General features: G+C 39.9%; 32 protein-coding genes, 1 tRNA gene and 1 riboswitch. Of the genes, 23 read left to right on the forward strand and 10 right to left on the reverse strand.

Translation table 11 applies throughout. From position 1 onward, the window contains the following. Positions 1-254: 254 nt before the first annotated feature. The 3 genes from LfDm3_RS02980 (at position 255) to LfDm3_RS02990 (ending at position 2792) form a co-directional block, all read left to right on the forward strand. Positions 255-848 carry a 4'-phosphopantetheinyl transferase family protein gene (locus LfDm3_RS02980; RefSeq protein WP_039144036.1) on the forward strand — a complete coding sequence of 198 codons (594 nt, stop codon included), beginning with the start codon at positions 255-257 and terminating at the stop codon, positions 846-848. Continuing rightward, positions 838-1620 carry a biotin--[acetyl-CoA-carboxylase] ligase gene (locus tag LfDm3_RS02985; RefSeq protein ID WP_039144039.1) on the forward strand — a complete coding sequence of 261 codons (783 nt, stop codon included), beginning with the start codon at positions 838-840 and terminating at the stop codon, positions 1618-1620. Before LfDm3_RS02980 ends, LfDm3_RS02985 begins: the two co-directional genes overlap by 11 nt. A 74-nt stretch (positions 1621-1694) precedes the next feature. After that, entirely contained in the window at positions 1695-2792 is a 1098-nt protein-coding gene (locus LfDm3_RS02990) for a M24 family metallopeptidase (RefSeq protein WP_039144041.1), read from the forward strand. A 46-nt stretch (positions 2793-2838) separates the two neighbouring features. On the opposite strand, the gene LfDm3_RS02995 is transcribed toward LfDm3_RS02990, so the two are convergent. Beyond that, positions 2839-4107, reverse strand: a complete 1269-nt coding sequence (locus LfDm3_RS02995) for an adenylosuccinate synthase (RefSeq protein WP_039144043.1) — start codon at positions 4105-4107, stop codon at positions 2839-2841. Positions 4108-4311: 204 nt separating this feature from the next. On the opposite strand from LfDm3_RS02995, the gene purB reads away from it, so the two are divergent. From purB to LfDm3_RS03010, 3 genes are all read left to right on the forward strand, one after another. After that, positions 4312-5607: an adenylosuccinate lyase gene (purB, locus tag LfDm3_RS03000; protein ID WP_039144045.1), complete on the forward strand. Its 1296-nt coding sequence runs from the start codon at positions 4312-4314 to the stop codon at positions 5605-5607. Between the two features lie 60 nt (positions 5608-5667). Next, a riboswitch (TPP riboswitch) is annotated at positions 5668-5759 on the forward strand. A gap of 66 nt (positions 5760-5825) precedes the next feature. Then, the gene (locus LfDm3_RS03005; RefSeq protein ID WP_039144047.1) at positions 5826-6389 is read left to right on the forward strand and encodes an ECF transporter S component; all 564 of its coding nucleotides are present in this window, start codon (positions 5826-5828) and stop codon (positions 6387-6389) included. Between the two features lie 32 nt (positions 6390-6421). Then, positions 6422-7807, forward strand: coding sequence for a class II fumarate hydratase (locus LfDm3_RS03010; RefSeq protein ID WP_039144049.1), 1386 nt, complete (start codon positions 6422-6424; stop codon positions 7805-7807). 58 nt (positions 7808-7865) lie between these two features. Here the strand turns inward: LfDm3_RS03010 and LfDm3_RS06935 are convergent, their stop codons facing one another. Together LfDm3_RS06935 and LfDm3_RS03015 are read right to left on the reverse strand one after the other, a co-directional pair. Continuing rightward, positions 7866-8045, reverse strand: a complete 180-nt coding sequence (locus LfDm3_RS06935; RefSeq protein ID WP_225349314.1) for a hypothetical protein — start codon at positions 8043-8045, stop codon at positions 7866-7868. A 22-nt stretch (positions 8046-8067) separates the two neighbouring features. Next, positions 8068-8895, reverse strand: a complete 828-nt coding sequence (locus LfDm3_RS03015) for a YczE/YyaS/YitT family protein (RefSeq protein ID WP_225349315.1) — start codon at positions 8893-8895, stop codon at positions 8068-8070. 196 nt (positions 8896-9091) lie between these two features. Between LfDm3_RS03015 and LfDm3_RS06835 the strand changes: the two genes are divergently transcribed. The 3 genes from LfDm3_RS06835 (at position 9092) to LfDm3_RS03025 (ending at position 10209) form a co-directional block, all read left to right on the forward strand. Further along, positions 9092-9256 (forward strand): hypothetical protein, encoded by a 165-nt coding sequence (locus tag LfDm3_RS06835; RefSeq protein WP_156112346.1) that lies wholly within the window; start codon positions 9092-9094, stop codon positions 9254-9256. Positions 9257-9327: 71 nt separating this feature from the next. Continuing rightward, entirely contained in the window at positions 9328-9609 is a 282-nt protein-coding gene (locus LfDm3_RS03020; RefSeq protein WP_039144051.1) for a hypothetical protein, read from the forward strand. A 75-nt stretch (positions 9610-9684) separates the two neighbouring features. Continuing rightward, the gene (locus LfDm3_RS03025; RefSeq protein WP_039144053.1) at positions 9685-10209 is read left to right on the forward strand and encodes a TetR/AcrR family transcriptional regulator; all 525 of its coding nucleotides are present in this window, start codon (positions 9685-9687) and stop codon (positions 10207-10209) included. 79 nt (positions 10210-10288) lie between these two features. On the opposite strand, the gene LfDm3_RS03030 is transcribed toward LfDm3_RS03025, so the two are convergent. Further along, the gene (locus LfDm3_RS03030) at positions 10289-10489 is read right to left on the reverse strand and encodes a cold-shock protein (protein ID WP_010022560.1); all 201 of its coding nucleotides are present in this window, start codon (positions 10487-10489) and stop codon (positions 10289-10291) included. Positions 10490-10691: 202 nt separating this feature from the next. On the opposite strand from LfDm3_RS03030, the gene LfDm3_RS03035 reads away from it, so the two are divergent. The 4 genes from LfDm3_RS03035 (at position 10692) to LfDm3_RS03050 (ending at position 13546) form a co-directional block, all read left to right on the forward strand. Further along, positions 10692-11396: an NAD(P)H-dependent oxidoreductase gene (locus tag LfDm3_RS03035; protein ID WP_039144055.1), complete on the forward strand. Its 705-nt coding sequence runs from the start codon at positions 10692-10694 to the stop codon at positions 11394-11396. A 1-nt stretch (position 11397) separates the two neighbouring features. Next, positions 11398-11577, forward strand: coding sequence for a hypothetical protein (locus tag LfDm3_RS03040; protein ID WP_039144057.1), 180 nt, complete (start codon positions 11398-11400; stop codon positions 11575-11577). A 162-nt stretch (positions 11578-11739) separates the two neighbouring features. Then, entirely contained in the window at positions 11740-12264 is a 525-nt protein-coding gene (locus LfDm3_RS03045; protein WP_052236588.1) for a GNAT family N-acetyltransferase, read from the forward strand. A 151-nt stretch (positions 12265-12415) separates the two neighbouring features. Beyond that, positions 12416-13546 carry an ArgE/DapE family deacylase gene (locus LfDm3_RS03050; protein WP_259739978.1) on the forward strand — a complete coding sequence of 377 codons (1131 nt, stop codon included), beginning with the start codon at positions 12416-12418 and terminating at the stop codon, positions 13544-13546. A 48-nt stretch (positions 13547-13594) separates the two neighbouring features. Here the strand turns inward: LfDm3_RS03050 and fba are convergent, their stop codons facing one another. The 3 genes from fba to thiD all read right to left on the reverse strand — a co-directional run bounded on the left by fba (position 13595) and on the right by thiD (position 15983). Next, a complete protein-coding gene (fba, locus tag LfDm3_RS03055) occupies positions 13595-14473 on the reverse strand; it encodes a class II fructose-1,6-bisphosphate aldolase (protein WP_039144061.1) in 879 nt (292 codons plus the stop codon). Positions 14474-14484: 11 nt separating this feature from the next. Beyond that, positions 14485-15096: a 5' nucleotidase, NT5C type gene (locus LfDm3_RS03060; protein ID WP_039144063.1), complete on the reverse strand. Its 612-nt coding sequence runs from the start codon at positions 15094-15096 to the stop codon at positions 14485-14487. Positions 15097-15182: 86 nt separating this feature from the next. After that, complete coding sequence (gene thiD, locus LfDm3_RS03065; protein ID WP_039144065.1) at positions 15183-15983, reverse strand: bifunctional hydroxymethylpyrimidine kinase/phosphomethylpyrimidine kinase; 801 nt, start codon at positions 15981-15983, stop codon at positions 15183-15185. Positions 15984-16093: 110 nt separating this feature from the next. Here thiD and LfDm3_RS06970 point away from each other — a divergent pair, with 110 nt between their 5' ends. The 3 genes from LfDm3_RS06970 to LfDm3_RS03075 all read left to right on the forward strand — a co-directional run bounded on the left by LfDm3_RS06970 (position 16094) and on the right by LfDm3_RS03075 (position 17732). Beyond that, the gene (locus LfDm3_RS06970; protein WP_010022570.1) at positions 16094-16216 is read left to right on the forward strand and encodes a hypothetical protein; all 123 of its coding nucleotides are present in this window, start codon (positions 16094-16096) and stop codon (positions 16214-16216) included. Positions 16217-16429: 213 nt separating this feature from the next. Continuing rightward, on the forward strand, positions 16430-17530 hold the full coding sequence (locus LfDm3_RS03070) for an NAD(P)-dependent alcohol dehydrogenase (protein ID WP_052236589.1): 1101 nt from the start codon (positions 16430-16432) through the stop codon (positions 17528-17530). A gap of 128 nt (positions 17531-17658) precedes the next feature. Beyond that, a tRNA-Asn gene (locus LfDm3_RS03075) sits at positions 17659-17732 on the forward strand. A gap of 37 nt (positions 17733-17769) precedes the next feature. Here the strand turns inward: LfDm3_RS03075 and LfDm3_RS03080 are convergent. Continuing rightward, positions 17770-18210 carry a hypothetical protein gene (locus LfDm3_RS03080; RefSeq protein WP_039144067.1) on the reverse strand — a complete coding sequence of 147 codons (441 nt, stop codon included), beginning with the start codon at positions 18208-18210 and terminating at the stop codon, positions 17770-17772. A 102-nt stretch (positions 18211-18312) separates the two neighbouring features. On the opposite strand from LfDm3_RS03080, the gene LfDm3_RS03085 reads away from it, so the two are divergent. From LfDm3_RS03085 to LfDm3_RS03105, 5 genes are all read left to right on the forward strand, one after another. Further along, positions 18313-18987 carry a ribonuclease H family protein gene (locus LfDm3_RS03085; protein WP_039144069.1) on the forward strand — a complete coding sequence of 225 codons (675 nt, stop codon included), beginning with the start codon at positions 18313-18315 and terminating at the stop codon, positions 18985-18987. Between the two features lie 42 nt (positions 18988-19029). Beyond that, positions 19030-19587 (forward strand): sugar O-acetyltransferase, encoded by a 558-nt coding sequence (locus LfDm3_RS03090; RefSeq protein WP_039144071.1) that lies wholly within the window; start codon positions 19030-19032, stop codon positions 19585-19587. Between the two features lie 186 nt (positions 19588-19773). Continuing rightward, a complete protein-coding gene (locus LfDm3_RS03095) occupies positions 19774-21396 on the forward strand; it encodes a BCCT family transporter (protein ID WP_052236590.1) in 1623 nt (540 codons plus the stop codon). A 94-nt stretch (positions 21397-21490) separates the two neighbouring features. After that, positions 21491-21937, forward strand: a complete 447-nt coding sequence (locus LfDm3_RS03100) for a universal stress protein (RefSeq protein WP_052236591.1) — start codon at positions 21491-21493, stop codon at positions 21935-21937. Positions 21938-21969: 32 nt separating this feature from the next. Beyond that, the gene (locus LfDm3_RS03105) at positions 21970-22599 is read left to right on the forward strand and encodes a DNA-3-methyladenine glycosylase (protein ID WP_039144075.1); all 630 of its coding nucleotides are present in this window, start codon (positions 21970-21972) and stop codon (positions 22597-22599) included. Positions 22600-22641: 42 nt separating this feature from the next. On the opposite strand, the gene LfDm3_RS03110 is transcribed toward LfDm3_RS03105, so the two are convergent. Next, on the reverse strand, positions 22642-23244 hold the full coding sequence (locus LfDm3_RS03110) for a matrixin family metalloprotease (RefSeq protein ID WP_039144076.1): 603 nt from the start codon (positions 23242-23244) through the stop codon (positions 22642-22644). Positions 23245-23364: 120 nt separating this feature from the next. Further along, positions 23365-24165: a type I methionyl aminopeptidase gene (map, locus tag LfDm3_RS03115; protein ID WP_010022584.1), complete on the reverse strand. Its 801-nt coding sequence runs from the start codon at positions 24163-24165 to the stop codon at positions 23365-23367. A 590-nt stretch (positions 24166-24755) separates the two neighbouring features. Between map and LfDm3_RS03120 the strand changes: the two genes are divergently transcribed. Both LfDm3_RS03120 and LfDm3_RS03125 read left to right on the forward strand, forming a co-directional pair. Beyond that, the gene (locus tag LfDm3_RS03120; protein WP_225349316.1) at positions 24756-25547 is read left to right on the forward strand and encodes a WxL domain-containing protein; all 792 of its coding nucleotides are present in this window, start codon (positions 24756-24758) and stop codon (positions 25545-25547) included. An 18-nt stretch (positions 25548-25565) separates the two neighbouring features. Next, complete coding sequence (locus LfDm3_RS03125; RefSeq protein ID WP_039144080.1) at positions 25566-26594, forward strand: WxL protein host-binding domain-containing protein; 1029 nt, start codon at positions 25566-25568, stop codon at positions 26592-26594. Positions 26595-26599: the final 5 nt, after the last annotated feature.

The raw sequence follows: 26599 nt of genomic DNA on the forward strand, positions 1-26599 counted from the left end.
ATTGATCGAATTATTCCTGAAGTGAATACCGCCGACGGCTTTGAACGGTTTCGTGGTGATTTGGTTAAAAAAATCAAAGAACTGAATGCAATGTCAAAGGATGAGATGCTTCAGAAACGATTGGCCCGATACCGTAATTTTTAGTAAATGACCGAAACGAGTGAGAGTGTTACTATTGTACCTGTTGAAAATAGTGAGACTCTTATTTTGTCTCTTATTGATGATTTTTAATAAAACGAAAAATGGAGAATTACATGATTAAATTTTTAAGTGATTCGATAACTACGAAGGCATTTCAACCTTACTACCAAGAACTAGGGATTATCGACCAACCAAAGAAACAACAAACTTTGGTGGGACGAGTCCTGTTAGCCAATTTGGTGGGAATGCCCGTTAAAGACGCCATTAAAAACGTTGACATTGATTTCGGTCACTACGGGAAACCATACTTTGTGCCAAATGGTTATCATTTCAACATTGCCCATTCCCATGATGCTGTTTTAGTCGCCATTGCCGATCATCCCATTGGGGTTGATTTAGAGCAGATTCGTCCCTACGATTACACCAGAATTACCAGGGCCTTTACCCCTGATGAACTGGAATATCTCAAGAATTTAAAGGGGAAACGGCAGGGAGAACAGGCATTACGTTTGTGGACCATTAAGGAAGCGGTTTTGAAGTTGCAAGGAGTTGGGTTGATTGGAAAGCCTAAGACCGTCGTGACCACACTTCCTCACATGGAAAGTGCGAGAAGAAATGATGATTTGTATCAGATCAACTTTTTAGACGTAGGCTGGAAGTACATTGGGACACTAGCAACTCAAGTGGAGAATGAGAATGAACGATAAGTTGAACGCACGGGTGATTCACAGTCTGATTAGTTTTCCCATCGATCAAATTGAGGTCTATGATCAGTTACCCTCGACCAACGAAGAGGCTCAGACTGAGGTGTGGCAAAGACCCGGAATGATCATTGCCAACGAACAAACCAAGGGGAAGGGCCAAAATGGTCACCATTTTTACTCGCCCGCTAATAACGGCGTTTATTTTACGGTGGTTTTTCCGGCCAAAAATGAATTCGTTCAAAATCCGGGGATCCTGACCCTTGGGATTGGTGTCGCAGTGACACAAGCCATTAACCAAGTTTACAGAATCGATTCTCAGTTAAAGTGGGTAAACGATATCTACTATGATGATAGTAAGGTTGGTGGAATTCTGACCGAAATCCAGAGTAACGAAAATAACCAACCAGAAAACTTCATCATGGGAATTGGTCTGGATATCGGCATTATGCCATTTTCACGTAATGAGGATCAAATGGTGGGCAGCTTGAATGTTATTCCGCCGTTACAACGTAATCAGGTCATTGCGGCTATATACAATCATCTGTATGCTATTTACTATGAGTGGACTGCTGATCAAATCATAGTGGAGTACGTTAAACATTTAATGTGGCTTAACGATTGGGTTTCGTTGATTAATCAGGGCCGTGAAATGTCTGGCCAATTAGTTGGAATCAACGATAAGGGACATTTACTGTTAAAGACATCCGATGATCAAATGATGAGCTTAGATCCAAATGAAACCCAAAATATTAGAAAAAAGGAGTCTGGCAGTTAGTGACAGATTCCTTTTTTCTATTGATTAAATGAAAACGTATGCTAAAATTAGCAGCAAGTTTAGGAGGTAGTAATATGGTTAAGTTAAACGAAATGAGAGACTACGTTAATCAAAAGCAACTTGATGTAGCTTACATCAGTAACTTTGAAGACATCAAGTATTTCACGGGCTTTGGCAGTGATCCTGTTGAACGGGTTTTGGCACTCTTTATTTTTCCTGATGCCGAACCATTCTTGTTTGCACCAGAGCTAGAGGTCGAAGCCATCAAGGAATCAGGCTGGAAGTATCCGGTTTATGGTTACCTTGATCACGAGGATCCCTTTAAATTAATCGCTAAACATATTCGGGACGTTAATCCAGATCCCAAGCGCTTTGGGATTGAAGACGATAACTTGGTTATTAGTCGTTACCAGCAGTTACAAGCAGAGTTTCCGAAGGCTGATTTTAAGACCAACGTTGCTCCTAAAGTGAGCGAGTTACGTGTGATTAAGACCCCTTACGAGATTGAACAACTGGATGCAGCTGGTAAGGAAGCCGACTTTGCCTTTAAGGTGGGCTTTGAAACCGCTAAGGCTGGTAAGACCGAAGCCGAAGTTGCTGCCGAAATTGAGTACCAAGAAAAGATTCGTGGTGTGATGAATATGAGCTTTGATACTCTGGTTCAGACCGGTCCTCATGCTGCGGAACCACATGGGGCAACTGACATGAATCAGATCAAAAATGATAACTTATTACTGTTTGATCTTGGAACGGTCCACAACGGATACATTTCGGATGCTTCTAGGACGGTAGCGGTTGGTGATAAAATTCCAGCAAAACAAAAAGAAATTTACGACGTTGTGTTAGAAGCCCAACTAGCGGCTCAATCGGCTGCTAAACCAGGAATTCGAGCTGAGGAACTGGACGCGATTGCTAGAAATATCATTGATAAAGCTGGTTATGGTAAGTACTTCATTCACAGACTTGGTCATGGAATGGGAATGAGTGAACACGAATTTCCTTCCATCATGGAGGGCAACCAGATGGTCTTGAAAGAGGGTATGTGCTTCTCCATTGAACCTGGAATTTACATTCCCGGAGTGGCCGGAGTTCGGATTGAAGACTGCATTCATTTAACAAAAGATGGTAACGAACCATTTACGCATACTTCCAAAGAATTACGGTACGTATAAGAGAATATAAAATGACCTTGGATAATTCAATCCAAGGTCTTATTTTTTACATTTGATGAGTTTGTTCACGCTTGGGACCAGTTGAAAAGGTGACAAGAGGAATTCCGACAAGTTCTGAGACACGATCAAGGAACTTTTGAGCGTTCTCTGGGAGTTTGTCGTAAGTATCACAGTCCGTGATGTCTTCATTCCATCCTGGCAGGGTTTCATAAACCGGCTTGCACTTGTCGAGAGTGTCGAGGTTAGCGGGATAATAGGTAATTTTTTTACCGTTTAATTCGTATGCGGTACAAATCTTAATTTCCTTAAGTCCATCAAGAACATCTAAACAGTTGAGGGCTAAGTGGGTTAGACCTGAGACTCGACGGGCGTGACGTAGTGCCACGCTATCAAACCAGCCAATTCGACGGGGACGTTTGGTAACGACTCCGTATTCATGAGCGGTCTCACGGATGTGATCGCCGGTGGCGTCTAAGAGTTCGGTTGGGAAGGGTCCCTCACCAACTCGAGAAGTATAGGCCTTACAAGTTCCGATGACACGATCAATTTTACTTGGACCAATTCCTGCACCAACGGCAGCTCCACCTGCGACTGGATTAGATGAGGTTACGTATGGATAAGTCCCATGATCGACGTCTAACATGATCCCCTGAGCTCCTTCAAATAAGACGTTCTTGTGGTTATCAATTTCATCGTTTAAAAGGACCGAAGTTTCTGTCACGTATGGCTTAAGTCGTTTTCCAAGTTGAACGTATTCGTCATAAATCTCGTCAAAGTTCAGTGGAGCGTGATCGTATAACTTCACTAGGAGTTCGTTCTTTTCCGACAAAACATCCTTAAGACGATGCTTAAACGTTACCGGATCGATTAGATCAGCAACGCGAATTCCAACCCTAGCGACTTTATCCATGTAAGCTGGTCCGATTCCCTTTTGGGTGGTTCCAATTTTATGATTTTTGTGTTCCTCTTGTAGTTTGTCGAAGAGGGGATGATAAGGCATAATTACTTGTGCACGAGATGAGACCCGTAAGTTGTCGGTTGAAACGCCATGTTCATTAAGATAGTCAACTTCCTTAAAGAGTGACTTCGGGTTTAAAACAACTCCATTTCCAATTACGGCCAACTTATCTGGATAGAAGATCCCGGATGGAACTAGTTGAACGTGAAAATTTTGATTGTTAAAAACGATGGTATGACCAGCGTTGTCACCACCCTGATATCTGGCAATGATATCCGCATCGGCGCTTAGGGTATCAACAATCTTCCCTTTTCCTTCGTCGCCCCATTGACTACCAACCACAACTGTTACAGACATATATAGCACCTCGTAAATGAATTTTTTGACCAAGAACAGTTTACCAATCGGATTTAGAAAAATCAAGAACATTCCTAATATTGTCAAAAATAATGTTCGGGTTTTACGAACGATTAGAAATGGCTTAAAATGATTTTGGGGTTTATTTGACTGAAAAGAAAACGTTATGTAAGATTATCGTGTAATTACAATGAGGTGAATGAAATGATTGATCGTTATACGCGAGCACCAATGAAACAGATCTGGAGTAAACAGAACCAGTATCAGACTTGGCTGGAAGTGGAGATTGCTATTGATGAAGCTTGGAGTAAGCTAGGCAAGATCCCTGAGGACGACGTCACCGCCATTAAAAAGAATGCTACTTTTGACGTTGATCGAATTGCACAGATTGAGGCCGAAACTCATCACGATGTGGTGGCCTTTACTCGAGATGTCTCCGAATCGCTTGGGCCTGAGAAAAAGTGGATTCATTATGGGGTTACCAGTACCGATGTTGTTGATACTGCCCAAGGGCTTCGTTTAAAACAGGCTGATAAGGTAATCAGACAAGACATTTTGACATTGATGGATACCATTAAAGCCAAAGCGTTAAAATACAAGGACACCGTTGAAATTGGTCGAACTCATGGAGTTCAGGCGGAACCAATGACGTTCGGTTTAAAAATGGCCCGCTGGTATTCAGAAATGAAACGAAATTTGAAACGATTTAATGAAGCTGCTGACGGAGTGGAAGCCGGAAAGATTTCCGGAGCAGTTGGTACTTTTGCTAACATTGATCCGCAGGTAGAAGCCTATGTGTGCAATAAATTAGGACTTCGGGCACAAGAGATCACTAGTCAGGTGTTGCCCCGTGATTTACACGCGGAGTATATTTCAACCTTGGCACTAATTGCTACCAGCTTGGAGAACTTTGCCACGGAAATTCGGGGACTCCAACGTTCTGAAATTCATGAAGTTGAAGAACACTTTAATCCTGGTCAAAAAGGATCATCGGCGATGCCGCACAAACGGAATCCAATTGGTTCCGAAAACATTTGTGGACTTGCCAGAACGATGCGTGGCTTAATTACAACGGCCTACGAAAACGTCTCATTGTGGCATGAACGTGACATTTCTCACTCATCAGCCGAGCGGATCATTTTGCCGGAGAGTACCACGCTTTTAGATTATATGTTGCATCGTTTTAACAATATTCTTTCTAATTTAGACGTTTTTCCTGAGCGGATGAAAGAGAACATGAAGTTGACTTATGGCTTGATCTACAGTCAACGAGTAATGTTGAAGTTGATTGATAGTGGCATGAGTAGGGAAGCTGCTTATGATCTAGTACAACCGCTTACAGCTCAGTCATGGGAGAATCATGAGTCATTTGAAAAGTTAGTTAAAGATAATAAACAAATTAGTGAACGTTTATCCGATCAAGAAATTAATGATGCGTTTGATTATCATTACCATCTGCGTCATGTCGATGATATCTTTAAACGGGTTGGACTTGAATAATAATCTTTGTTCACTTTTTGATTGCTTTTATTAATCATCCATTATACTATTAGCATGAATTATATAATTCTGGGGTGCCGTATGGCTGAGATAATACCCATTGAACCTGATCAGGTTAAGACCTGCGAAGGGATCCGACTACACTATAAGTGTTATTTTAATCATGTGTTGAAGTTCCCGGAGGAGATCCTGGAACTTTTTTTGTTGGAGGAGATAACATGAAAGTATTAAGAGAATGGCATTTAAAGGACATCATTTTAGTAACATTAATTGGAGCTTTTTGTGGGGTAATCTTCTGGGGAACCTCGTTTCTGTACAACTTGTTGGCCGCAGCTTTGACCCCGTTTGGCTTGCAGCCATTTGCCAACGAAGCCACCTTTGGCCTGTACACACTGGCTGGTCCACTAGCGGCCTTTATCATTAGACTTCCCTTTTCAGCCACCCTTGGTGAATTCTTGGGAGCGTTTGTTGAAATGATTTTAGGAAGTCAGTGGGGAGTGGCTGACTTACTCTCTGGTCTAATTCAGGGACTATCTTCAGAGCTAGGATTTGCTGTATTAGGTTATAAACATTATGATTGGTTAGGAATCATAAGTACGACGATTACCACCACGGTAATTACGTTTGCTTGGGACATGATTAAGAGTGGTTACGCTAACTATCACATTGGTTTCTTGCTGCTCTTATTCCTAACTCGTCTTGTGTCAGTCTTCTTATTTAGCGGAGTCTTGACATACTTAATCAGTCGATTACTCGAGAAGAGTCAGGTCCTAAGTCGATAGGTCGTACCCAATACTAACTAGGGGATGACAGAATGTCTGATTATCGAATTGAAAGTGACACACTCGGAAACGTGAAGGTGCCAAAGAACGCCTTATGGGGAGCTCAGACAGAACGCAGCCGCCATAATTTCCCGGTCGGTCCCAAAATGCCGGTTTTGGTGATTCGAGCACTGATCAACATTAAAGCCAGTGCGGCTGAAGTTAGCGTTCAACAAAAGACAATTGAAAAACAAAAGGGTGCCTTGATTGAGAAAGCCGCAGCTAGGCTACTTGAATTGTCTGATGAACAGCTCATGCAAAATTTTCCGTTACACATCTATCAAACTGGATCAGGAACTCAAACTAATATGAACGTCAATGAAGTCATTGCCCATGTTGCAAAACAGATTGATCCAAACACTGAGATTTTGCCAAATGATGATGTAAATCATTCACAAAGTTCTAATGATACGTTTCCAACCGCGATGAACATTGCGAGTTTGGTTGCCATTAACCAGTTATTGCCAGAATTACAGCACTTAATTAAGGTGATGCAACGTCTCCAGAAGAAGTACTGGGATGTGGTGAAGATTGGTCGCACCCACTTACAGGATGCGACTCCCATGACGTTTGGTCAGGAAGTGTCTGGATGGGCTAGCACCATTCAACATGACCTCCAATTTGTGGCTGACAATTCTAAATCACTGTTGGGGTTACCGATTGGCGGCACAGCAGTTGGCACCGGACTAAATACTGCTCAAAATTTTGATGTTGAAATGGTTAAGAACTTAGGGGACAAGTATCATGAACCGTTTGAAGTAGAAAACAAGTTTTATGGTTTGGCATCTCACTCGGCCCTTACGATGACACATGGAGCGGTTAGGACCCTTGCTACTGACTTAATGAAAATTGCTAATGACATTAAATTCTTGGCAAGTGGCCCGCGAGCTGGCTATGGCGAAATTACCATTCCAGCTAACGAACCCGGATCATCAATTATGCCGGGAAAGGTAAATCCAACTCAAGGAGAAGCCATGGACATGGTAGTGGCCCGCATCATGGGGAATGATACTACGATTGAAATGGCTAACACCCAGGGGAACTTTGAGATGAACGTTTACAAGCCCATCATTATTGAGTGTTTTCTCGATTCCGTTCAGTCGTTAACTGGCATCTTGAGTCATTTTACGGACCTGATGGTTGATGGAATTGAAGTAAACCAAGATCGAATGGAAGAATTAGTTCATAATTCACTTATGACGGTGACCGCCTTATCACCACACATTGGATATCACCGAGCCGCTGAGATTGCCCAAGCGGCTTTGAACGGGAAGACCGATCTTAGACAGGCTGCCGTTGAGTCAGGATACGTTACTGGATCCGATTTTGATAAGTGGGTTAAACCTCTTGAAATGACGAATCATAATCGTAAACAATAGGGAAATTAAAAAAGCCAAAGATTAACATTTAGTTAATCTCTGGCTTTTAGTTATTTAATTATTTTTTTGAATCATTGTTTTGGTTGTTTTGATCCTTAGAACCCTGATCAGAGCTATTTTTAGGCTGACCAGTTGATTGGGGATCAACATTACCATTCTTGCTTCGCTTCATCATTTCGGCCATCAACATTCTGTATTGAGTACGGTATGCATTGTAAGCCTTCTGAGAGTCCTCCATGTTGGTCTGAGCGTCGTGAAGTCTAGTTCCTAGTTGTTTGGTTAGTGTAACCGGATAAGTTCATCTGAACGTTCAGAGTGGCATTATAAGCATGGGTCAAATAATGATACCCAGATAGCGTTGCTTTGGAAATGGTACTTGCAGCATGCTTAACCGTTGGTTGTTCACTGAAGTCGTCGATTCCATTAACAATTGGATCACTGATGTGCTTGTTCCAGTAAGCGATTAATGGACCAGCAAAGAATGCCACGATAATTGATGCAAATCCAACGGGACCACCTGCAAGGACAGCGGCAATTAAGAATAAGATATCTTGAATTACACGAGCGGTCTTATACTTAATGTGGAGTCGTGATGAAACAATTGGAGCAATCGCATCGTACGGTGCAACCCCTAGGTTAGGTGCCATGTAGATGGAACTACCAGCGGTAAATAGAATTAATCCAAGGAAAGCATTAGCAACGATTACGAAGAAATTAATGCCTTCTGGGAAAATCTGTTGATAAAATTGGGTGAAGATTTGAATCTCGAATCCAACTAAGACCATGTTCATGATGGTTCCAATTCCGATCATGTGACGGTCAAGGAATAGGACAAACACGAAAATTACTAAGTTGGCTAGTAATTGATACAAACCAAGTGACATATGTAGGTGGTTTGACATCCCAATATTAACGGCCGTAAATGGATCAAGTCCTAAAATTTTACTTGATCGAAGTAGGGTAGCACCAAGCGATAACATGGTGATCCCAACAAATGACATTAAAACTTTAAGTAATATGTTAAATGTCTTACCGTACCACGTCATTTTTGGTGCGGCGGAATTAGCTGACGGATTAGAATTACTCATTGAATTAGACTTCCTTCTTAAAATTGTTATTAATATTATAACTTATTGATGAAACAATTGTAAGGGTAACGACTGCCAGGAAGCCATTTTACGTGGTGAAATTTGCGATAGATGACTAATTTCCAATTATGTATTATAATGCTTGGTAACTTAAACTAATCATTTAAGTTGATTTTGTAAATCGGAGGGATTGCTTATGAATATTAAAGTATTAAACAAGCAAAGCGCTCAGCCAGTTAAAGAATGGCAACAGCGCGAAAATAACCTTTTTCGAGTTCATCAATTAATGCATAATAAAAAACTTCAGTTGAGTAAATCAGCGCAGGCGATGATTTCGCCCGTCTTAAAACCGTTAACTTAGAGAATCTTAATAATTTAATTGCAAGACATCACGATTTCAACTAAAATGCATTTGTCTAGGAAGTGAGTATAATGGCTGATTCAGATTTGAAACAACAAGTCGAAGATTTAACGGCTCGTAATAAAGAGCTTCACAGTAAGATTCAAGCTTTGACGAATGATACTGACATTTCTGATAAGAGCACTAATGAGTTGAAATCCCAAGTAATCCAATTTCAAGACGAACTAAAAAACGCTCAAGATCGGGCGACTCAGTATGAAGATAAATATAATAAAATGAGTACTGAATACATGGAATTATCCAATCAGTACCGTGAATTGCAGACGCAACTTGATTCATTAAAAAATAAATAAGTGTGAGGAAGTTTTCTTCACGCTTATTTATTTATTGTGACAAGCTTTAAAATGTTAATAGTGAATGGTGAAATTATGTCAAAAAAAGAAACAGCCAAAAAAAGAATAATTGATGGGATGTTTGAGATGCTTCAGACCAAGTCCTATCAAGAGATTACGGTCAAGGACGTCTCCAAACACGTTGGGGTTTCCCGTATGACATTTTATCGTAACTTTCACACCAAGGAAGATGTCATCGTAGGTCAATTTCAAGAAACCTTTACCACCTTTATTAATCGGCTCCTAGCTCAAAAGATCTCTAATTTTAATGGGCTAGCAACGACCTTTTTTACGATTATTAAGGAAAATAAGCCAATGATGGATGCCATCGTTGATAATGACTTGTCTTATTTACTGTTGAAGGTCTTGAAAAAATACATTACCAATCTGGTTGACGATGACATTCTAGAATTACGTGCTAATTCGTCAAAGATGTTAATTGCGATGATATCTGGTGGTTTAACGGAAGTGCTATTAACGTGGATCGAAGATGGGATGGAAGAACCCGTTGAGGAGCTGGTCATCTTTGCGTCGAAGTATTTGAACTTCAAGGTTAATTAAGCTTCATTAATGTTTTAATTTAAAAATATGTATAAAAAAAGAGCTCAGCGCTTGCTGAGTTCTTTTTGTTTGGCTAAAATTAGTCCATTGGAGTAACGTTAGCAGCTTGGGGACCACGGTCTCCTTCTTCAACGTCCAAAGTAACCTTTTCGCCTTCGTCAAGGGTCTTGAAACCATCCTTGTTGATAGCTGAATAATGTACGAATACATCACCATCATCAGTAGTAATAAAACCATAACCCTTGTCAGCATTAAACCATTTAACAGTACCTTGTTTCATAATATGAAACCTCCTAGCGCATAGCGCAATAAATTTTTCAGTGTTGCTTAGTTTGAATCTTAAAAGGAAGTCATTTCATAATAATACAAAACAAGAAACCTTAGAAACTCGAAACCATTCACACATCTATTTAAATATAACATAAATCCGTGGGATGTCAATATGATAGACTTAGATTAATCAATTAAAAGAAGATGAAGATATGAAAACACTAATAGTCGTTTCACACCCTGAATTTCAGGACTCCATTACCCAAGCATTCTTAAAAACAAGTCAAGCAGGACTAGATGACGTCACGTGGCATTGTTTAGACGAAATCTATGGAAGTGATCCGATTGACATTCAAGCTGAACGAGAACTCTTAAATGGGGCTGATCGCATTATTTTTCAATTTCCACTTTATTGGTACAGCGCTCCAGCTTCCCTTAAAATTTGGGAAGATGATGTTTTGAGTCGAGCGTATACCTATGCAAGCGAAGAGGGGCACTTGAAGGATAAAGAACTGGGAATCGTTACGAGCGTTGGTTATCCCAAGTCGGCGTTTGCCGCAGGTGCCAGCCAATCGTTCAGTATTTCCCAGATTATGATTCCATACGAAGCCCTGGCGAAACAGGCGGGAATGAAGTTTATGAAACCACTTGTAATTGCGCAGTTCGGCTATTCAACTGATGAAGAAAAATCTCAACTGTTGGTCGATTACCAAATGTATCTGACCGCCAAGTATCCCTTTAGTTTTAACGAGCGTGAGACTTGGATGATTCAGCAGCTGAAGAAGTTGGCAAGTGGCAATATGAAGAATCATCAACAAGAACTTGATTTAATTATTCAAGAGCTTGAGACAGGTCAAGACGACTTAAACGACTTAAAGGAACAGATTAATTTAATTCGAAATAAGGAGGAAGATTAAAATGAGTGACAATGAAGAGTGGACTATCAATCAGATCGATGAATTGATAAAGAGTCAAACATCATTTCTTAATCGATCCTTACTCGAGGGATGTGAACGGTTGGTAAAAGAACAGGCTAAAAGAAATGATCAGGCTGAAAATGAAATTGATGGGCGGAGTTGGAGCCCAGAGAAATGGTAGGATTTTTACTGAAATTGAGAGATAAATGTTGACAAATCGGTTTTAAATAATATTATTGGATTAATTTAGTTTGATGAAACGTCCTGATAGCTTTAAGTTTTGAGGTTATGAGGACGTTTTTTACTAATCAGACCAAATAATCTAATCGAAGAGAGTGATTTTGTGGAAGTTCAATTAAAACGAGTTACCAATAACCCAGTCAACGTTAAGATACTGCAAAAAATCATCCATCAAACTTTTATTAATACCTATCAAAAAGATACTGCAAAATCAGAGCTTCAGACGTATCTGGATCGGGAGTACAATGTGAGCCAGATTCAAAAACAGTTAGATGATCCGAATTGTCAATTTTACGTCTGTATCGTTGATCGACAGGTTGCTAGTTACATGAAATTGAATTTAGGTAATAAACAAACGGAAGCTTTTCCAACCGCAAGTGTCGAAGTTGAAAAATTGTACATTTACCCGGAATTCAAACGGCTTGGACTAGGAACTAAGTTTCTAAAGAAAGCTGAAAGGGTCGCAAAGCAGGCGGAAGCTAAAATGCTCTGGATCGGTGTCTGGGAAGAAAATGAAAAGGCAATTAAGTTTTATCGGAAACTGGGCTTTAAATATTTAAAAACCCATGAATTTAGACTTGGGAGTGAGATTCAACGTGATTTGATTCTAGCAAAGCGGATTCAATAAGATTTAAAATGTAATTTTTAAATAGAACGGGTGACAAACATGCAAAAAGCAGACAAACTGAACATTTTAAGGGATTTAGTCGAAATTAACACCGTTAATTAACACCGTTAATGGTAATGAAGTTAAGGCTGCCGAGTATCTCCAATCACTTTTGAAGCGGTATGGAATTGACGGTCAATTAATCGACCTTGGAAACCATCAAGCTAATTTAGTGGTGGAATACGGAAACGGACAAAAACCAGTTTTAGCGGTAAGTGGACACATGGATACGGTGGCCGTGAATGAAGAAATGTGGAACACCAATCCGTTTGAAATTGTAATTAAGGACGATGTCATGACGGGAAGCGGGGTAACCGACATGAAAGGTGGTCTGGCTGCCATCGTGATTGCCCTAATTGAAATAAAAGAAGCAGACGTTAAGATTGACGGAACAATCCGGATCCTGATTACAGCTGGTGAAGAAGTGGGAATGAATGGCTCACATAGTCTTCAATCACAAGGGTACATGGATGATGTAGATGCTTTGTTAATTACTGAACCAACTGGTTATCGGATTGTGCGTGCCAATAAGGGTGAAGTTGATTTCTTGGTTACTTCAACTGGGAAAGAGGCACATAGTTCACGACCTAACTTAGGGATTAATGCGATCCAAAACCTGATGGATGTTCTAGAGGAAGTGAAGCAAGTCATTTCTACGAGAGCTGAGCAAAATGCCAGTGAGGTTTTGGGACAAACCACCTATACTGTTGATGTATTTAACGGAGGAATTCAAATTAATGCCATCCCAGGCTCTGCTAAAGCGGCGATTAATACTCGGATTGTGCCAAACTATGATAATCAGCAGGTCATCGATGACTTTAACCAGATAGTTGATGATTTTAACCAAACCCATGACGGGGAAATTAATCTCGAGATTTTGATGAATATTGCGCCAGTGGTTGCGAAACCAGATTCTAAGTTGATTAAGGAACTTTTAGCTATTGCAACTCCATACATGAAGAAGATGAAGTACAGTTCTGATGAAGTCAAGATGGGCCAAGAGATGATGGTTAAGCAGGGATTTAATCCCTTTGCAACGGATCAGATTACGGTAATGAGTGCAGCAGGTGGAACCGACGCCTCTGAGCTTTTATCCCAAAAATTAAACGGTGCTAATTATGCTGTGTTTGGCCCAGGGAATCCAATGAAGATGCACCAAAATAATGAATCAGCGTCCCTACAAATGTGGTTAGACTTCATTGAAATTTATAAGAAACTTTTTAGTCAGTACTTTGTTAATTAGATAAAAAAATCGTCTTGAAGGTTGACCTTCAAGACGATTTTTATTTAATTAAGCTTTATTTTCTGATCCAAAGACCTTAATTCGATCAAGGCACATCTCTTTAAGTGCGTTTGTTCCAGCCTTTAAGAAAATCCGTGGATCATAGTTTTTACCCTCAAGATCTTTATCAGAGTGAACGTAGTCTCGCATGGCCTGATGAAAGGCTAGTTGACCCTCCGTGTTGACGTTGATCTTGGAAATTCCAAGTTGGATTGCTTTTCTGATTTGATCATCAGGAATACCGGAACCACCGTGTAGGACCAACGGTAACTGTTTACCGGTTTGGTTATAGATGGCTTGATCAATTTTTTTTAGGTGATCAAAGTTTAAGCCCTTCCAGTCCTTAGGATATTTTCCGTGAATGTTACCGATTCCGACTGCTAGCATGTCGACTCCAGTCTCAGCCATTTTAACGGCTGAGTCGACGGGGGCAATTTCACCGTCAGCAATCACACCATCTTCTTCACCACCAATGGTGCCAACTTCAGCTTCGACACTAACATCCTCAGCGTGGGCTAATTTAACAAGTGTTTTGGTCTTGTCGAGGTTCTCGTCCAAGGGAAGAGCAGAGCCATCAAACATGATGGAAGTGAACTTAATTCCCAAAGTCTTAATGGCGTCGTAAAAGGTACCATGGTCAAGATGAATTGAAACAGGGACGGTGATGTTTAAGGCGTGGTACATGTCCACAATCAAGTCATAAACTAATCGGAAACTCCCCATGTAGTTAGCGGCTCCAGAAGTCGCTTGGATAATTACAGGTGACTTGGCTTCTTCGGCTGCTTCAAGAATGGCTCTAGCCCATTCCAAGTTATTAACGTTGAATGCTGGAACGGCGTAGTGTTCTTTTCGGGCCTTATCTAACATTTCAGTACTGTTTGTAATCATTTTCTTCTCCTTTATTCCCAATTTTCCTTTTTAAACGTACTTACATTCCCGTGAATGACGTACTTGGGATTCTGATTAGATTTTTTTACGGCAGTTTTTATGTCACTTGTTTGTTGACTGTTTTGGGCAATGTCAATTAAGAAAGGAACTAGATCATCCTTCCAAGTGAGACGTTTGTCGAATCCATACTGAATCCAGACGCTATTAGTCTTGGGATCATTCCACGAACTTGCCCCATGATAAGGACGATCATCGATCAAAATTCCACCAACATAGTGAACTAATCCCTTATCGTGGGTCATTGTTATTTTTTTATAAAATGGACTGTTTTTCTCAGCTCCAAAAAAATGCTGAATCCACGCTACTTTATCCTGCCAGGCACTTGGATTACTCCAGGGAGCAGTGGTCAAGATGTATAGATCATAGTAGTCAGCTAATTTATTGACACTTTCGATGGCATCTTCAGTTGGATCTAAGTCCCGAAAAATTCCAGGGATCCGATCTGGTCGTGCTCCCGTTGGGAGTGATTTTGCTCTTTGATTAAGGACCGGAATGGTGTTAACCAACACGTTGTCCATGTCGAGAAATAATTTGATGGATTCTTTTTTATTGTTTGACTGCATGTCGAAACTGATTCTCCTATACTAATAAGGTAAAATAAATGAACTTATAATAATGTTTAAAACATATCTTTTACCATTATAGTCAATTATCTTGCCCAGTGGTTAATTGGACCATACTTGTGGCCAACCTGGATTTCATCTTCGATTGCACCGTCAACGTACTGCTTGGCAATCTTAATGGAATCGGCAACGGTGTGACCCTTAGCTAGTTCAGCGGTGATTCCAGCTGAAAGGGTATCACCAGTTCCGTTTTTACGATCGGTAGTGAAGTAAGGGCCATTTAAGTTAAAGTGCTGACCATCTTCTAACAAAACGTAGTCAGAAACCTTTGTTTGACTAGGATCGTCATGGCGACCCTTCACAATGACGTTGCTAGCGCCCATGTCTTGCATGGCTTTAGCTGATTTAGCCATGAAATCAGGATCATCAACATCGAGTCCAGTAAGCTTTTGTGCTTCAAAGAAGTTGGGTGTTAAAACGGTTGCCATCGGTACTAATTCATTTTTCATGGCATCGAAAGCGTCTTCTTCAAGCAACATGGTTCCAAACTTGGTAGTAATTACTGGATCAACCACTAGTGGACCAAAGTCGTATAGCTGATAGTCTTTTACCACCGTATTGATAATGTTGGCATCAGAGAGCATCCCAGTCTTAGCGGCTAAGATATGAAAGTCATCACCTAGATCTTTGAATTCTTGATCAATAAAACTAGTTGGCATGTTGACACTATCATGAATTCCATAGGAGTTCCCTGACACACATGCTGTAATAATTGAAGCACCGTACACACGACGAGCAAAGAAAGTTTCTAAGTCTGCCTGAATTCCAGCGCTGCCATCACTATCACTGCCGGCAATTGTTACTGCTTGCGGATAATCTTTAGTCATTTTTGAGTCCCCATTTCCACTTTAATTTGATTTTTACCTGTTCCATGTATTATAATACTAAGAGCTGATGTATTTAAGAGTTTAGACTTAATTGGAAGGAGTTTTTCATCATGAGAATTTGTCATCCAAATGGTGTCCAAGGTCGTCGTCCGATCGACACTAAAAAACGTAAAGCAAAACAAAAAGAAGTAGCAGATTTACAAAAATTTTTGAAGCAAAAACCTGCTAAATAATTTAACTAATTAACTTTTACTAGACATCTGATGGTCGGTTTTCCGATCGTTAGGGTCTATTTTTTTACGAACATTTTCTTTGATAACTATTGCACAAGATGTGATAATGAGGGTGAAAAATAGAAGGAACGGGATGATACCAATGGGCGCGAGTAACGGTTAGCTCAAAGTTATTTTCATGAATCAACGATTATGTAGAGGAGACTTAAAATTATGACTGACGTAAGTATTCCAAACTATGATAAAAATAATATGCCAAAGACCACGAAGAGTGCGGTCTTAGAGAAAGTGTTCGACATTGACATGAAGGACACCAAACTAAAAGAAATGGGTCCAACTGACGTTTTGATTAAAGTGGTAGCGGTTGGAATTTGTGGTTCCGATGTTCATTACTATGACCAGGGTCATATTGGTAACTTTGTGGTTAAGAAACCACTGATTTTGGGCCATGAGAGTTCCGGTGTTATTGTTGCTGTTGGCGATAAAGTTACTAAGTTCAAACGTGGTGATCGGGTTGCCATGGAACCTGGTGTTCCATGCGGTCACTGTGAAGCTTGTCGAACTGGTCACTACAACCTTTGCCCGAACATGCAGTTTATGGCAACGCCACCCGTTAATGGTGATTTAACTCAATTTATCGTTTATCCTCAAGACTTTGTTTACCCAATTCCTGAAAATGTCTCATATGAAGAAGCTACTTTGAACGAACCATTGTCAGTTGGTGTTCATGCTACGCAAAAATTAGGTGTAGATGTTGGTTCATCAGTTCTGATTTCCGGAATGGGTCCCATTGGTTTACTGGCAATTCTGGCCGCTAAAGCCCATGGAGCTGATCAGATCATTGTTAGTGATGCTGAGCAATCACGATTGGACGTTGCAAAAAAGTTAGGAGCCACTAACGCGGTTAACATTAAGAATGCTGATGTTCTTGATACCGTTAAAACCCTTACCAACGGGGTTGGAGTTGACTATGCCATTGAAGCTTCTGGAACGGTTCCTGGTGAACAAACTTCCCTGCATGCCCTAAAACGGGGCGGAAAGGTTGCTTACATTGGAGTTCCAACGACTGACCAAACTCCACTGGACGTTCCGTTTATGACCGATCATGAAACTACGATCATGGGGATCTTTAGATACTGTAATAATTATCAAACTGGTTTGAAGATTTTAGCTAAGAATACAAAACTGGTTGATAATTTGTTAACTAACTTCTATCCATTGGATCAAACTAAGGCAGCACTTGAAAAGTCCAGAACCGATAAAAGTAATTCAATTAAGGTCATTATTTATCCAAATGAACAACTGAGAAAATAGCGCCATAAGTGGATTCTGCAATGGGTAATTGCAGAGTCCACTTTTTTTGCAAAATAATTTGCTAAATTAGTAGACAAACTATTAAGACCTGTGTATACTTGTGAACAACAAATTAAGTATTTCATTATTGCTGTGTAGTTCAGTTGGTAGAAACGCTTCACTGTTAATGAAGATGTCGCTGGTTCGAGCCCAGCCACAGCAGCTATTTAAAAACCACAATTAGGATTGTGGTTTTTAAATTAATGCTTCTTACCTTTTTTAGCTTTTTTAGGTTTACGCTTTTTAGGTTTTGACATTTGTCTCAGTTGATCTTTCATGCCTTCAATTTCTTTTGCATGCTCCTGTTTCCATTCTTTGAATGATGATCCTGAATCAGAATCGGCGGGTTTAAGACCGGTATCTAACCAGAATAATGCTTCTGATAGACTAGGGAAATTGTGCAACCAAAGCGTTTGACCATTCTCAGAATCGAAAGCAACGTATGAGCGAGAGCGCCGCTTTAAGAAGGTATGCTTTCTAATCTTGAACGCTTCTCTTTTTCTAGTTAAAAAGTAATCTGGTAAAATGTATTTACCGGGAGTCATTAACTTTGGAAAACGTTCATTCTTTTGAGCATGACGGTCTTTGAGCATTGCTAACGCTTGATCAACTGTAATTAATTTTGCAGCTATATCGGCCATTGTATGAATCCCCTCCTACATATTATTTTCGCATAAATATTACAAAATGCAAAATGATATGACTAAATGTAAGAATTAATTAAGAATTTGAATGGAGTAAAAATGGGAAAGACAAAGAAGTATTACGCAGTCAGACGAGGGCGTCATCCTGGAATTTACCCGACCTGGGATTTGGCCAAAGCTCAAATCGACGGATATTCAGGGGCGCAGTATAAAAGCTTTCAAACCAAAAGGGAAGCAAGTGCGTACTTGTATAATGAACAAGCACCAATCACAGAAACAGAGGGGAGTCACACCCAACGTCCTGAGATTATTGTCTTTACCGATGGTGGGTCACGAAATCATGGTAATGTCGCTGGTGGTCACGTTAAGTCCAACGATAAAGCAGCCTGGGCGTACCTCATTGACGCTCCAACGGGTCAACACGTTGACTCTGGTGGGGAATATGGGGTCACTAACAATCGGATGGAAATCATGGCACTCGTGAGGGCCCTTCAGTGGCTATCTGAGCACCAACTAAATCATGCTGGCATTGGTGTAGTCAGTGATTCCAGATACGTTTTAAACGCAATTACAAAGCATTGGATTGATGGCTGGAAAAAGCGAGGCTGGAAACGCAGTGGTGGTGAACTGAAAAATAAGGAGCTTTGGCAACAGCTTGACGAACTTTTACATCAGTTTTCCAACATCCAGTTTGGTTGGACGAAGGGTCACGCCACTAACAAGGGAAACGTCTTTGTTGACGAGAAATTGAATCAGACTATGGACAAAATGTAAATTTGCTTAATAATAAAGATGAAACCCCAAAGGAGTGATTCAATGACAAGTGAGAGAGAAAAGATGACAAATGGTGAACCGTACAATCAGTTTGATAAGGAATTGATTAGTCGGCGAATTTTATGTCGAAAGCAGTTACAGGAGGCTAATGATACCCCTGATAACGAGAAACGAAACGGATTAATCCAGGACTTATTGGCTAAGAGTGGCCCGAAGTTCTTTGTTGAAACTGGAATTGAGTTTGATTATGGTTTTAACATTTATATTGGTGATAATTTTTACGCTAATTATGGGTTAACCCTTTTGGACACCGCTCCAATTACGTTTGGTAAAAACTGTTACATAGGTCCTAATTGTGGACTATATACCAACGTTCATCCCCTAAATGCAAAGGAACGGGTGGCAGACGTTGAAATGGCTGCCCCAATTACCATCGGTGATAATGCTTGGTTTGGTGGTCATGTCACAATTGTTCCGGGGGTGACCCTCGGAAATAATGTGGTCGTAGGAGCTGGATCCGTTGTCACCAAGTCATTTGGCGACGATGTGGTCCTGGTAGGTAATCCTGCAAAAGTATTAAAAAAGATTGATAATAATTAACGAATTTTACTTATTATCTTAGTTGTGTATAATGATAATGAAAGATAAGTAATTATCATTTGTGTGACCGTTACAACGCTATGCAAGTGTCTCTATGAGCACCATGCATAGCGTTTTTTATTGTGAAAAAGTATTTGGAGGGATTTCTTTATTTTTAAAAAATTTAATATTGATAAATTCGTCTTTATTCCCACGCTGTTAATCTTTGGAGTGGGATCGATCATTTTGATCGTTGGTGGTTCAAAATTACAGGGGATTTTAGCTCTGGCTTTAAATTGGATTACTAATCAAATGGGTTGGGCCTACATGGTTGTTTACATAATTAATTTCTTATTTTTTATGTGGCTAATCTTTTCAAAATATGGTGCCATCAGATTGGGAGAACCACACTCGAAGCCAGAATACAGTGACCTTCAATGGGGAAGCATGGTGTTTGCGACCGCAATTGATGCTAGTATTTTGATGTTAAGTATGGTTGATCCGTTAAGGTATCTCCAGCATCCACCATTTGGCGCAAAACCATTTTCTGAAAGTGCGTATAACTACGCTCATATGTTTGGTCAATTTAATTGGGGACCAATGGCATGGATGATGTTTGCCCCGGCCACCATTGCAATTGCGTACATCTTGTTCGTTAAGCACGGGAAGGTTCAGCGTCTAAGTTCTGCGATTGATTTCATTCAAGGAGAAGCCAAGTGGAAATACTACCTCAGACAATTAGTTGACTTTCTGGTTGTCTTTGGAATCATGGGTGGAGTTGGATCTTCCGTCGGAATGGAGATTCCAATCATTTCTAACGTCTTGAGTCGCTTGTTGGGAATTCCTGATAATCTGATTCTGAAGATTGCGCTCTTCGGTGTTCTCTTTGTCATCTTTGCATGGACCGTGTACAAGGGGCTTAACGGTGGGATTGACCGATTGAGTGATGCCCACATTTGGACCGCCATTATCTTCTTGGCGTTTGTCTTGTTAGTTGGTCCAACGATTTACATTTTAAGTTCAGAGACAAATAGTTTGGGACTACTAGCTGATAAGTTCGTTGCCATGTCGACGAACACCATTCCCAATGGTCCGGCAGATGTTGCTAAACAAGAAACGATCTTTTACTGGGGTTGGTGGTTATCATACATGCCAGTCATGGGATTGTTTATTGCACGTATTTCAAAGGGACGCACGATTCGTTCGACGCTGATTGGAATGCTTGGATATGGTTCGGTTGGTTGCTTGAGTTTTTATGCTATTCTTGGTGGATATTCATTGTGGCTTCAAAAAACCGGTCAGATTAACTTGGTTCATATCTTGAATACACAGGGACAGGCCGCAGTAATTACTGCTGTCTTGTCTAATCTGCCGTTTAAGGCGATCGTGTTCGCGGTTTACTGTATTTCTTGTTTTATTTTTCTTGCTACGACAATTTCATCGTCGGCCTTTATCGTTTCATCGTTTACGAGTCTAAGACTCAAAGAAGGCCAAGAGCCAACTCAGTTTAACCGAATGACCTGGGTGGTTGTCTTCGTGTTGTTCTCCTTCGGACTTGTTGTCGTTGGAGGGTTTAGCACCATTCAGACCTTCTGTGCGATCGCGGGATTCCCACTAATGTTTGTATGTATCATGATCTTGATATCGATTTATCACATGGTGAAGAATGATGAGGGAATCGTCCTTAAGAACAAAGCGATGGATGATTTACGAATTAAGAAGAAGAAAGAAAAGATGCGTCGAATTCACGCTAAGAAAATGGTCAAGAGTATTAAAGATGCTCAGGGTAACGATCATGAGGCCTCACTTCCTGATCCTAATAAAGAATAAATAATTAGTAATAATCAGTAGTTTTCTACTGATTATTTTTTTGTCGAAAATTTTAAAATTAATGATATGATATTACTGAAAGGGGATGAAAAAAATGGAAAAATTTGAGCCATTAACGTTTCAAAGAATTTTATTGACCGTTGACCCTGATGACAGTAAGTCAACTCAACGTGCTTTCCGTTATGCGGTAACAATGGCCATTAAGTTTAAAGCATCACTTGGAATTTGCTCGGTGTTAGAAAATAATGATATTAATATTTATGATTCTTTAACACCAAGTAAAATCGAAGCTAAACGTGACCAACTACGAGAAGTAGTTGGTGGCTATGCTGATTGCGCTTCAAATGCTGGAGTTGAAGATGTTACACCAATTATTTCGGTTGGTGGAAGTATTGATGATGAGATTTTGGACTCAATCGCACCTAAGTTTCAGGCTGATTTGCTCATCTGTGGAGCTGATGCTACCGGTGAACACGGTAATCGGAGTATAAGTGTTAAGTTAGTTAAGAAGTCTAAGATTTCAACGATTATCATTCGTTAGTTTTTAAATCTTTAAGTAGGTAGGGATGGATTTTGTCAGATAAATTAAGAAGATTTTTTAATGAGGGTACCACCGATGAGATCACCAAGAGGATGCTTGGAACGTTACTTGTTTATCATTCACCCAAGGGTTTAATGAGTGGCTACATTACCGAAGCAGAGGCTTATTTAGGGCAAAAAGATTCAGCGGCTCATGCTTACCAAGGGAAACGAACTCCATCTAATGAAGCTTTGTATGGAGTTCCAGGTACAATCTACATCTATTCGATTCATGGTCGCCTTTGTTTAGATGTGGCTGCTCAAGCCAAGGACGTTCCCGAGGGAATTTTGATTCGTGGAATTGAACCATATCAAGGAATTGATTTAATGAAAGCTAATCGTCCAAAATCCGGCTTTGAGTTAACCAACGGACCGGGAAAGCTAATGGATGCCCTTGGAATCTATGATAAGGAAATGAACCTAATTGAGTTAGGTGATACTGCCCTTGATCTTGACGTTGATAACGTGAAATTTCCAAAGAAGATTGTGGAGTCAGGGCGGATTGGTGTGAGTGATCGTGGAACCTGGACTGACAAACCGTATCGATTCTACGTAAAGGGAAATCCTTACGTATCCAAGCTACCCAAACGTGAGATGGATTTAAAAACTTACGGATGGAAATAAAAAGGGGATGCTACTTTATGAGTAGTATCCCCTTAAACTTGCTTATTTTTCGTTATATAAAGCCTGAACACCGCTAATATCACTTGGTCCAATTTGATTGGGATTGAGTGAATTGTAGTAGGTATCATTAGGGTACATGATACTATCTTTTTCGTGATTGTGTTTTAGTCCCATGGCGTGGCCCAATTCGTGTTCAACGGTAAGTAATTGTTGGTCATAAGTGTAACGCATGTTAGCCATGACCCTGGGATTCAAAGTGATTTTGGCTCCAGTTTGAAAAGTATGATCATTAACATTTTTGGTTTTAGTTAGATTAAGGGTGACACCGGCGTAATGGTTACCCTTCCAAAATCCCTGGTTACTGTTAGTGATGCCAATCGTAGTTGGAACCTTGGTCTTGGAACGAACCCAGTTAAAGGCGTGGGTTTTGTTCCAATTAGTGATGGCTTGATTGATAATAATACGATAACTTTGGGGTGTCCCTTTGCGAATATAATATTTGGCGGTGGGCTGTTCATAACGAAAACCAATGTTAGGGTCGATGTTTTGGTCCGCTTTGGCATTTGAACCGGGTAGTGAACTAAGGGCAACGAGTGAAATGACGAGTGCCATAATGATTCCGGTAATTTTTGAAAGTTGTTTCATGATATCCCACCTTTGTGACTTATTTTAGTCAAATTTATACTAGCATAAATGAACATCAGGAAGAATCAAAAGGAAAAGGGTACGAAATTCTTAACAATTTCGTACCCTTTTTGTGAATTATTATTTTTTAAACATGTACTTGGCGTCTGCAACGTGATCTTGAGAGGTTAAGATCTTAGGACCATCTTCTGTGATTGCTAGAGTGTGTTCGTATTGAGCTGAATAAGAACCATCTTGGCTGACATAGTAAGTCCAGTCATCCTTCTTATCGTAGTCATCCTTAATTTTCCAAGTTCCTAGGTTGACCATTGGTTCAATCGTAATGGTCATTCCGGGACGAAGACGCATTCCATGACCTGCAACTCCGTAAGCTGGAACAGCTGGATCTTCGTGAATTGAAGGTTGAATCCCATGACCGATTAATTCTCGAACATCACCCATGTGATTTTCGTCTTCAACATAGTGTTGGATGGCAGCACCAATGTCACCAATTCGATTGCCAACTTGAGCTTGATCAATACCAAGGTAGAGACCCTTGCGGGTTACTTCCATTAACTTTTTAATCTTTGGAGAAACGTCTCCAACAGCGTATGACCAGCAAGAGTCACTCTCAAAGCCATCTTTGTTCACACACATGTCAACTTTAACGATGTCACCGTTCTTCAGTTTCAGACCACGACGTGGAATCCCATGGGCAACCTCGTTATTGATGGAAATGCAGGTTCCATAATTATAGCCATCAAATCCCTTTTCGGAGGGAGTGGCACCATGGTCGGTAATGTACTTGTCAGCGAATTCTTCGATTTCCCAGGTATCGATTCCTGGTTTAATAATTTTTTTAAGTCCGTTGTGGACTCCAGCAAGTACGGCACCAGATTCTGCCATTTTTTCAATTTCACGGTCTGATTTTAAAGTAATCAAGTAAATATCTCCTTTTTATTACTGTGGTAATTTGTTTTTCTACTATATTATTAAAGATTAAAAATGATTTTAAATTACCAACTTTTTTAATAGATTTCTCACGCCTCTAATATATCACTATTTGACCTCTTATTTCTAATCTTAAATTAATTGACTCATCTTTGTGAAAACCCATCTTAGAAATATTTTCCAAAATTTATAAATTGCATGGTATCATGTTACAATATCAATGAATTAAGTAATGGATTAGTTACTGAAAACGATTATAGGAAGACTTTTCACTATTAATAAGTATCAATATTATGTTATTATTATTATAATATTATGCGGATTTTGTGTAATTCAATTTAACACAAGATTTCGATGAGACTAGGCTTTGTGTTTTTCAGTTCACTAAGATTGTTAAACATATACATATCGTAATTTTTAAATTATTCTTAGAAAATGTGAAATCTGAATTCAAAAGTTAACTAATTTTTGTATCAAAGAATGTTGGATTGGGAAATTAATTAACAAGTTGAGTGCTCTTTTTATTTGTTAGGGTAGGAGAGGTGAGGATATTGCTAAAAAGAATGAAGTACGTGAGTATATTGCTATGTAGTCTTTTTGTAGTGGTATGCTCACTTTCTTTAGCTCCAAGGGCTGATGGTTTAATTAATTATTCACAAAACAACGATACCCATATTGGTCTAAACGTTCAGGGAAGACTAAACGTTCCCATTATTAATCCGTTTACCCCCAATGACAATTCTAATATTGGTGATAATGGTGCGGCAGGAGAAAATAACGATCCGACTGCGCTAGATTACGTGCCTAAAGAATTAACGTTTCAATCGTTACGTGATCCCAACTTTGCTGATAGTCCACTTACGGCGGACGGAACCAGCGTATCGAAAGATGGGAATCAGAATAATTTTGTGTTTGCCCAAGTCCATGATTTTGGTGGGACGGGTCCCATGGCTTTAAAAGCGACTTTACGACCTGACCAAAACGGAAATGGATTTACTAACGATCAGGGTGGAGCACTACCAGGAGCATTCATTAAACTTTCTAACACCCAGTTGTTTCAATACAATATCGGGGATGTAATCTATAATAATATTTCTAGTCCAGCCTCACCAGACAACATTGGAACTACTACAATTACCACTGATGCTGATGCGCCAGTGATGCTTTCTAATACCGACAATGGTCCAGCTGATCAATCTTCTGCCCCAGTTGGTTCTTTTGGGGTCTATGAGTTAGCCTGGACATTAGATAATATGCGGCTTGAGGTTCCATTTGATAGTAATAGTTTTACTGGACAAGCTAAGATGCCGTCTCAGAATACCGAATATAATGGAACGATTGATTGGAACTATTCACCTCAGGTTAACAATTAATAGTTAAGGACACGGATTATGAAGAAACTACTGAAGTCATTATTAGTTACATTATTTACACTATCTGTGATGGGGACTTTAAGCTGTTTCACGGTCTCAGCTGCTAACTTGAGTAGTACGGTTCCGTTAAGCGTAAGGATTGACGATAGTAGCCACATATCAAAGCAAAAAGCATATTACCAGATTCAGGCCAATCAGGCCCGTGATTTTCCGATTGCAATTTCAGTAACAAACATGAGTAAAACCAATTCTTGTCAGGTAAGTACTCGGGTTGACGCGGCTTCTACTTCATCAAAATTAGCGTTGTTTTATGATAATGATCAGAGTAAATTTGAAAAACTCCCGTTTAACATGCGAAAGTTGGTTACATTTGCTAACGGGTCTGATCGCAATTTTCAACTAAATCCCGGTCAAACGCGCAACATTAAGATGTCGCTTAACCTAAATAATGATCGGTTTAAAAATTTTAACGGTGAAATTTTGGGGGCGGTGACTTTTACCCAAGATGCCCCGACCGTTAAAGGTGAGATTAATAATCAATTTTCTTACACCATTCCAATTCAGGTAAAAAAAGGAAAGATTCCAACTGGCGAAGTTGAAAAGACGAGTGCTAATTTGAAGAGGCCAGCGATCCAGCATTCAATGCTAATGTTTGGATTAGCTAATCCCAAACCAGCGATGTTAAATAATGTGGAGGCTAATGTTAGTTTAAAAAATACGACATTGAATCAAACAATCACTAGAACTAGTATCAAACGAGGCCAGATTGCCCCGAATAGTCAATTTACGGTTAAGCAACCATTAAATAAGCAGTTGCTGCCAGGGAAATACATCGCAACAATTAATCTAAATGGAAAAGATCCAGTTGATGAAACGCCTAGTAACGTGGAATTACGAAGGGAATTTACCATCAACCCAGTGGATTACGTGAGAACATTTTCATATCAGACGGTCATGATCTTTGTAGGAATCGTAATGATCATGTTGATCATCATTGCGGGTTTGACGTTTTTGATTATCCGGAATCATCGCAAAAATAAGCTTTAAATCTA

Origin of the sequence: Fructilactobacillus fructivorans, assembly GCF_000814735.1 — a bacterium.
Classification (GTDB): domain Bacteria; phylum Bacillota; class Bacilli; order Lactobacillales; family Lactobacillaceae; genus Fructilactobacillus; species Fructilactobacillus fructivorans.

Excerpts from the sequence above, each read along its gene's own strand:
- LfDm3_RS03090 (WP_039144071.1), top strand. The coding sequence starts at position 19,030 with ATGACAAGTGAGAGAGAAAAGATGACAAATGGTGAACCGTACAATCAG.
- LfDm3_RS03100 (WP_052236591.1), top strand. The coding sequence starts at position 21,491 with ATGGAAAAATTTGAGCCATTAACGTTTCAAAGAATTTTATTGACCGTT.
- LfDm3_RS03110 (WP_039144076.1), bottom strand. The coding sequence starts at position 23,244 with ATGAAACAACTTTCAAAAATTACCGGAATCATTATGGCACTCGTCATT.
- LfDm3_RS02990 (WP_039144041.1), top strand. The coding sequence starts at position 1,695 with ATGGTTAAGTTAAACGAAATGAGAGACTACGTTAATCAAAAGCAACTT.
- LfDm3_RS03015 (WP_225349315.1), bottom strand. The coding sequence starts at position 8,895 with ATGAGTAATTCTAATCCGTCAGCTAATTCCGCCGCACCAAAAATGACG.
- LfDm3_RS03030 (WP_010022560.1), bottom strand. The coding sequence starts at position 10,489 with ATGAAACAAGGTACTGTTAAATGGTTTAATGCTGACAAGGGTTATGGT.
- fba (WP_039144061.1), bottom strand. The coding sequence starts at position 14,473 with ATGATTACAAACAGTACTGAAATGTTAGATAAGGCCCGAAAAGAACAC.
- thiD (WP_039144065.1), bottom strand. The coding sequence starts at position 15,983 with ATGACTAAAGATTATCCGCAAGCAGTAACAATTGCCGGCAGTGATAGT.
- LfDm3_RS02995 (WP_039144043.1), bottom strand. The coding sequence starts at position 4,107 with ATGTCTGTAACAGTTGTGGTTGGTAGTCAATGGGGCGACGAAGGAAAA.
- LfDm3_RS03125 (WP_039144080.1), top strand. The coding sequence starts at position 25,566 with ATGAAGAAACTACTGAAGTCATTATTAGTTACATTATTTACACTATCT.
- LfDm3_RS03010 (WP_039144049.1), top strand. The coding sequence starts at position 6,422 with ATGTCTGATTATCGAATTGAAAGTGACACACTCGGAAACGTGAAGGTG.
- LfDm3_RS03035 (WP_039144055.1), top strand. The coding sequence starts at position 10,692 with ATGAAAACACTAATAGTCGTTTCACACCCTGAATTTCAGGACTCCATT.
- LfDm3_RS03060 (WP_039144063.1), bottom strand. The coding sequence starts at position 15,096 with ATGCAGTCAAACAATAAAAAAGAATCCATCAAATTATTTCTCGACATG.
- LfDm3_RS03070 (WP_052236589.1), top strand. The coding sequence starts at position 16,430 with ATGACTGACGTAAGTATTCCAAACTATGATAAAAATAATATGCCAAAG.
- LfDm3_RS02985 (WP_039144039.1), top strand. The coding sequence starts at position 838 with ATGAACGATAAGTTGAACGCACGGGTGATTCACAGTCTGATTAGTTTT.
- LfDm3_RS06970 (WP_010022570.1), top strand. The coding sequence starts at position 16,094 with ATGAGAATTTGTCATCCAAATGGTGTCCAAGGTCGTCGTCCGATCGAC.
- LfDm3_RS03025 (WP_039144053.1), top strand. The coding sequence starts at position 9,685 with ATGTCAAAAAAAGAAACAGCCAAAAAAAGAATAATTGATGGGATGTTT.
- LfDm3_RS03005 (WP_039144047.1), top strand. The coding sequence starts at position 5,826 with ATGAAAGTATTAAGAGAATGGCATTTAAAGGACATCATTTTAGTAACA.
- LfDm3_RS02980 (WP_039144036.1), top strand. The coding sequence starts at position 255 with ATGATTAAATTTTTAAGTGATTCGATAACTACGAAGGCATTTCAACCT.
- LfDm3_RS03080 (WP_039144067.1), bottom strand. The coding sequence starts at position 18,210 with ATGGCCGATATAGCTGCAAAATTAATTACAGTTGATCAAGCGTTAGCA.
- LfDm3_RS03020 (WP_039144051.1), top strand. The coding sequence starts at position 9,328 with ATGGCTGATTCAGATTTGAAACAACAAGTCGAAGATTTAACGGCTCGT.
- LfDm3_RS06935 (WP_225349314.1), bottom strand. The coding sequence starts at position 8,045 with ATGGAGGACTCTCAGAAGGCTTACAATGCATACCGTACTCAATACAGA.
- purB (WP_039144045.1), top strand. The coding sequence starts at position 4,312 with ATGATTGATCGTTATACGCGAGCACCAATGAAACAGATCTGGAGTAAA.
- LfDm3_RS06835 (WP_156112346.1), top strand. The coding sequence starts at position 9,092 with ATGAATATTAAAGTATTAAACAAGCAAAGCGCTCAGCCAGTTAAAGAA.
- LfDm3_RS03085 (WP_039144069.1), top strand. The coding sequence starts at position 18,313 with ATGGGAAAGACAAAGAAGTATTACGCAGTCAGACGAGGGCGTCATCCT.
- LfDm3_RS03040 (WP_039144057.1), top strand. The coding sequence starts at position 11,398 with ATGAGTGACAATGAAGAGTGGACTATCAATCAGATCGATGAATTGATA.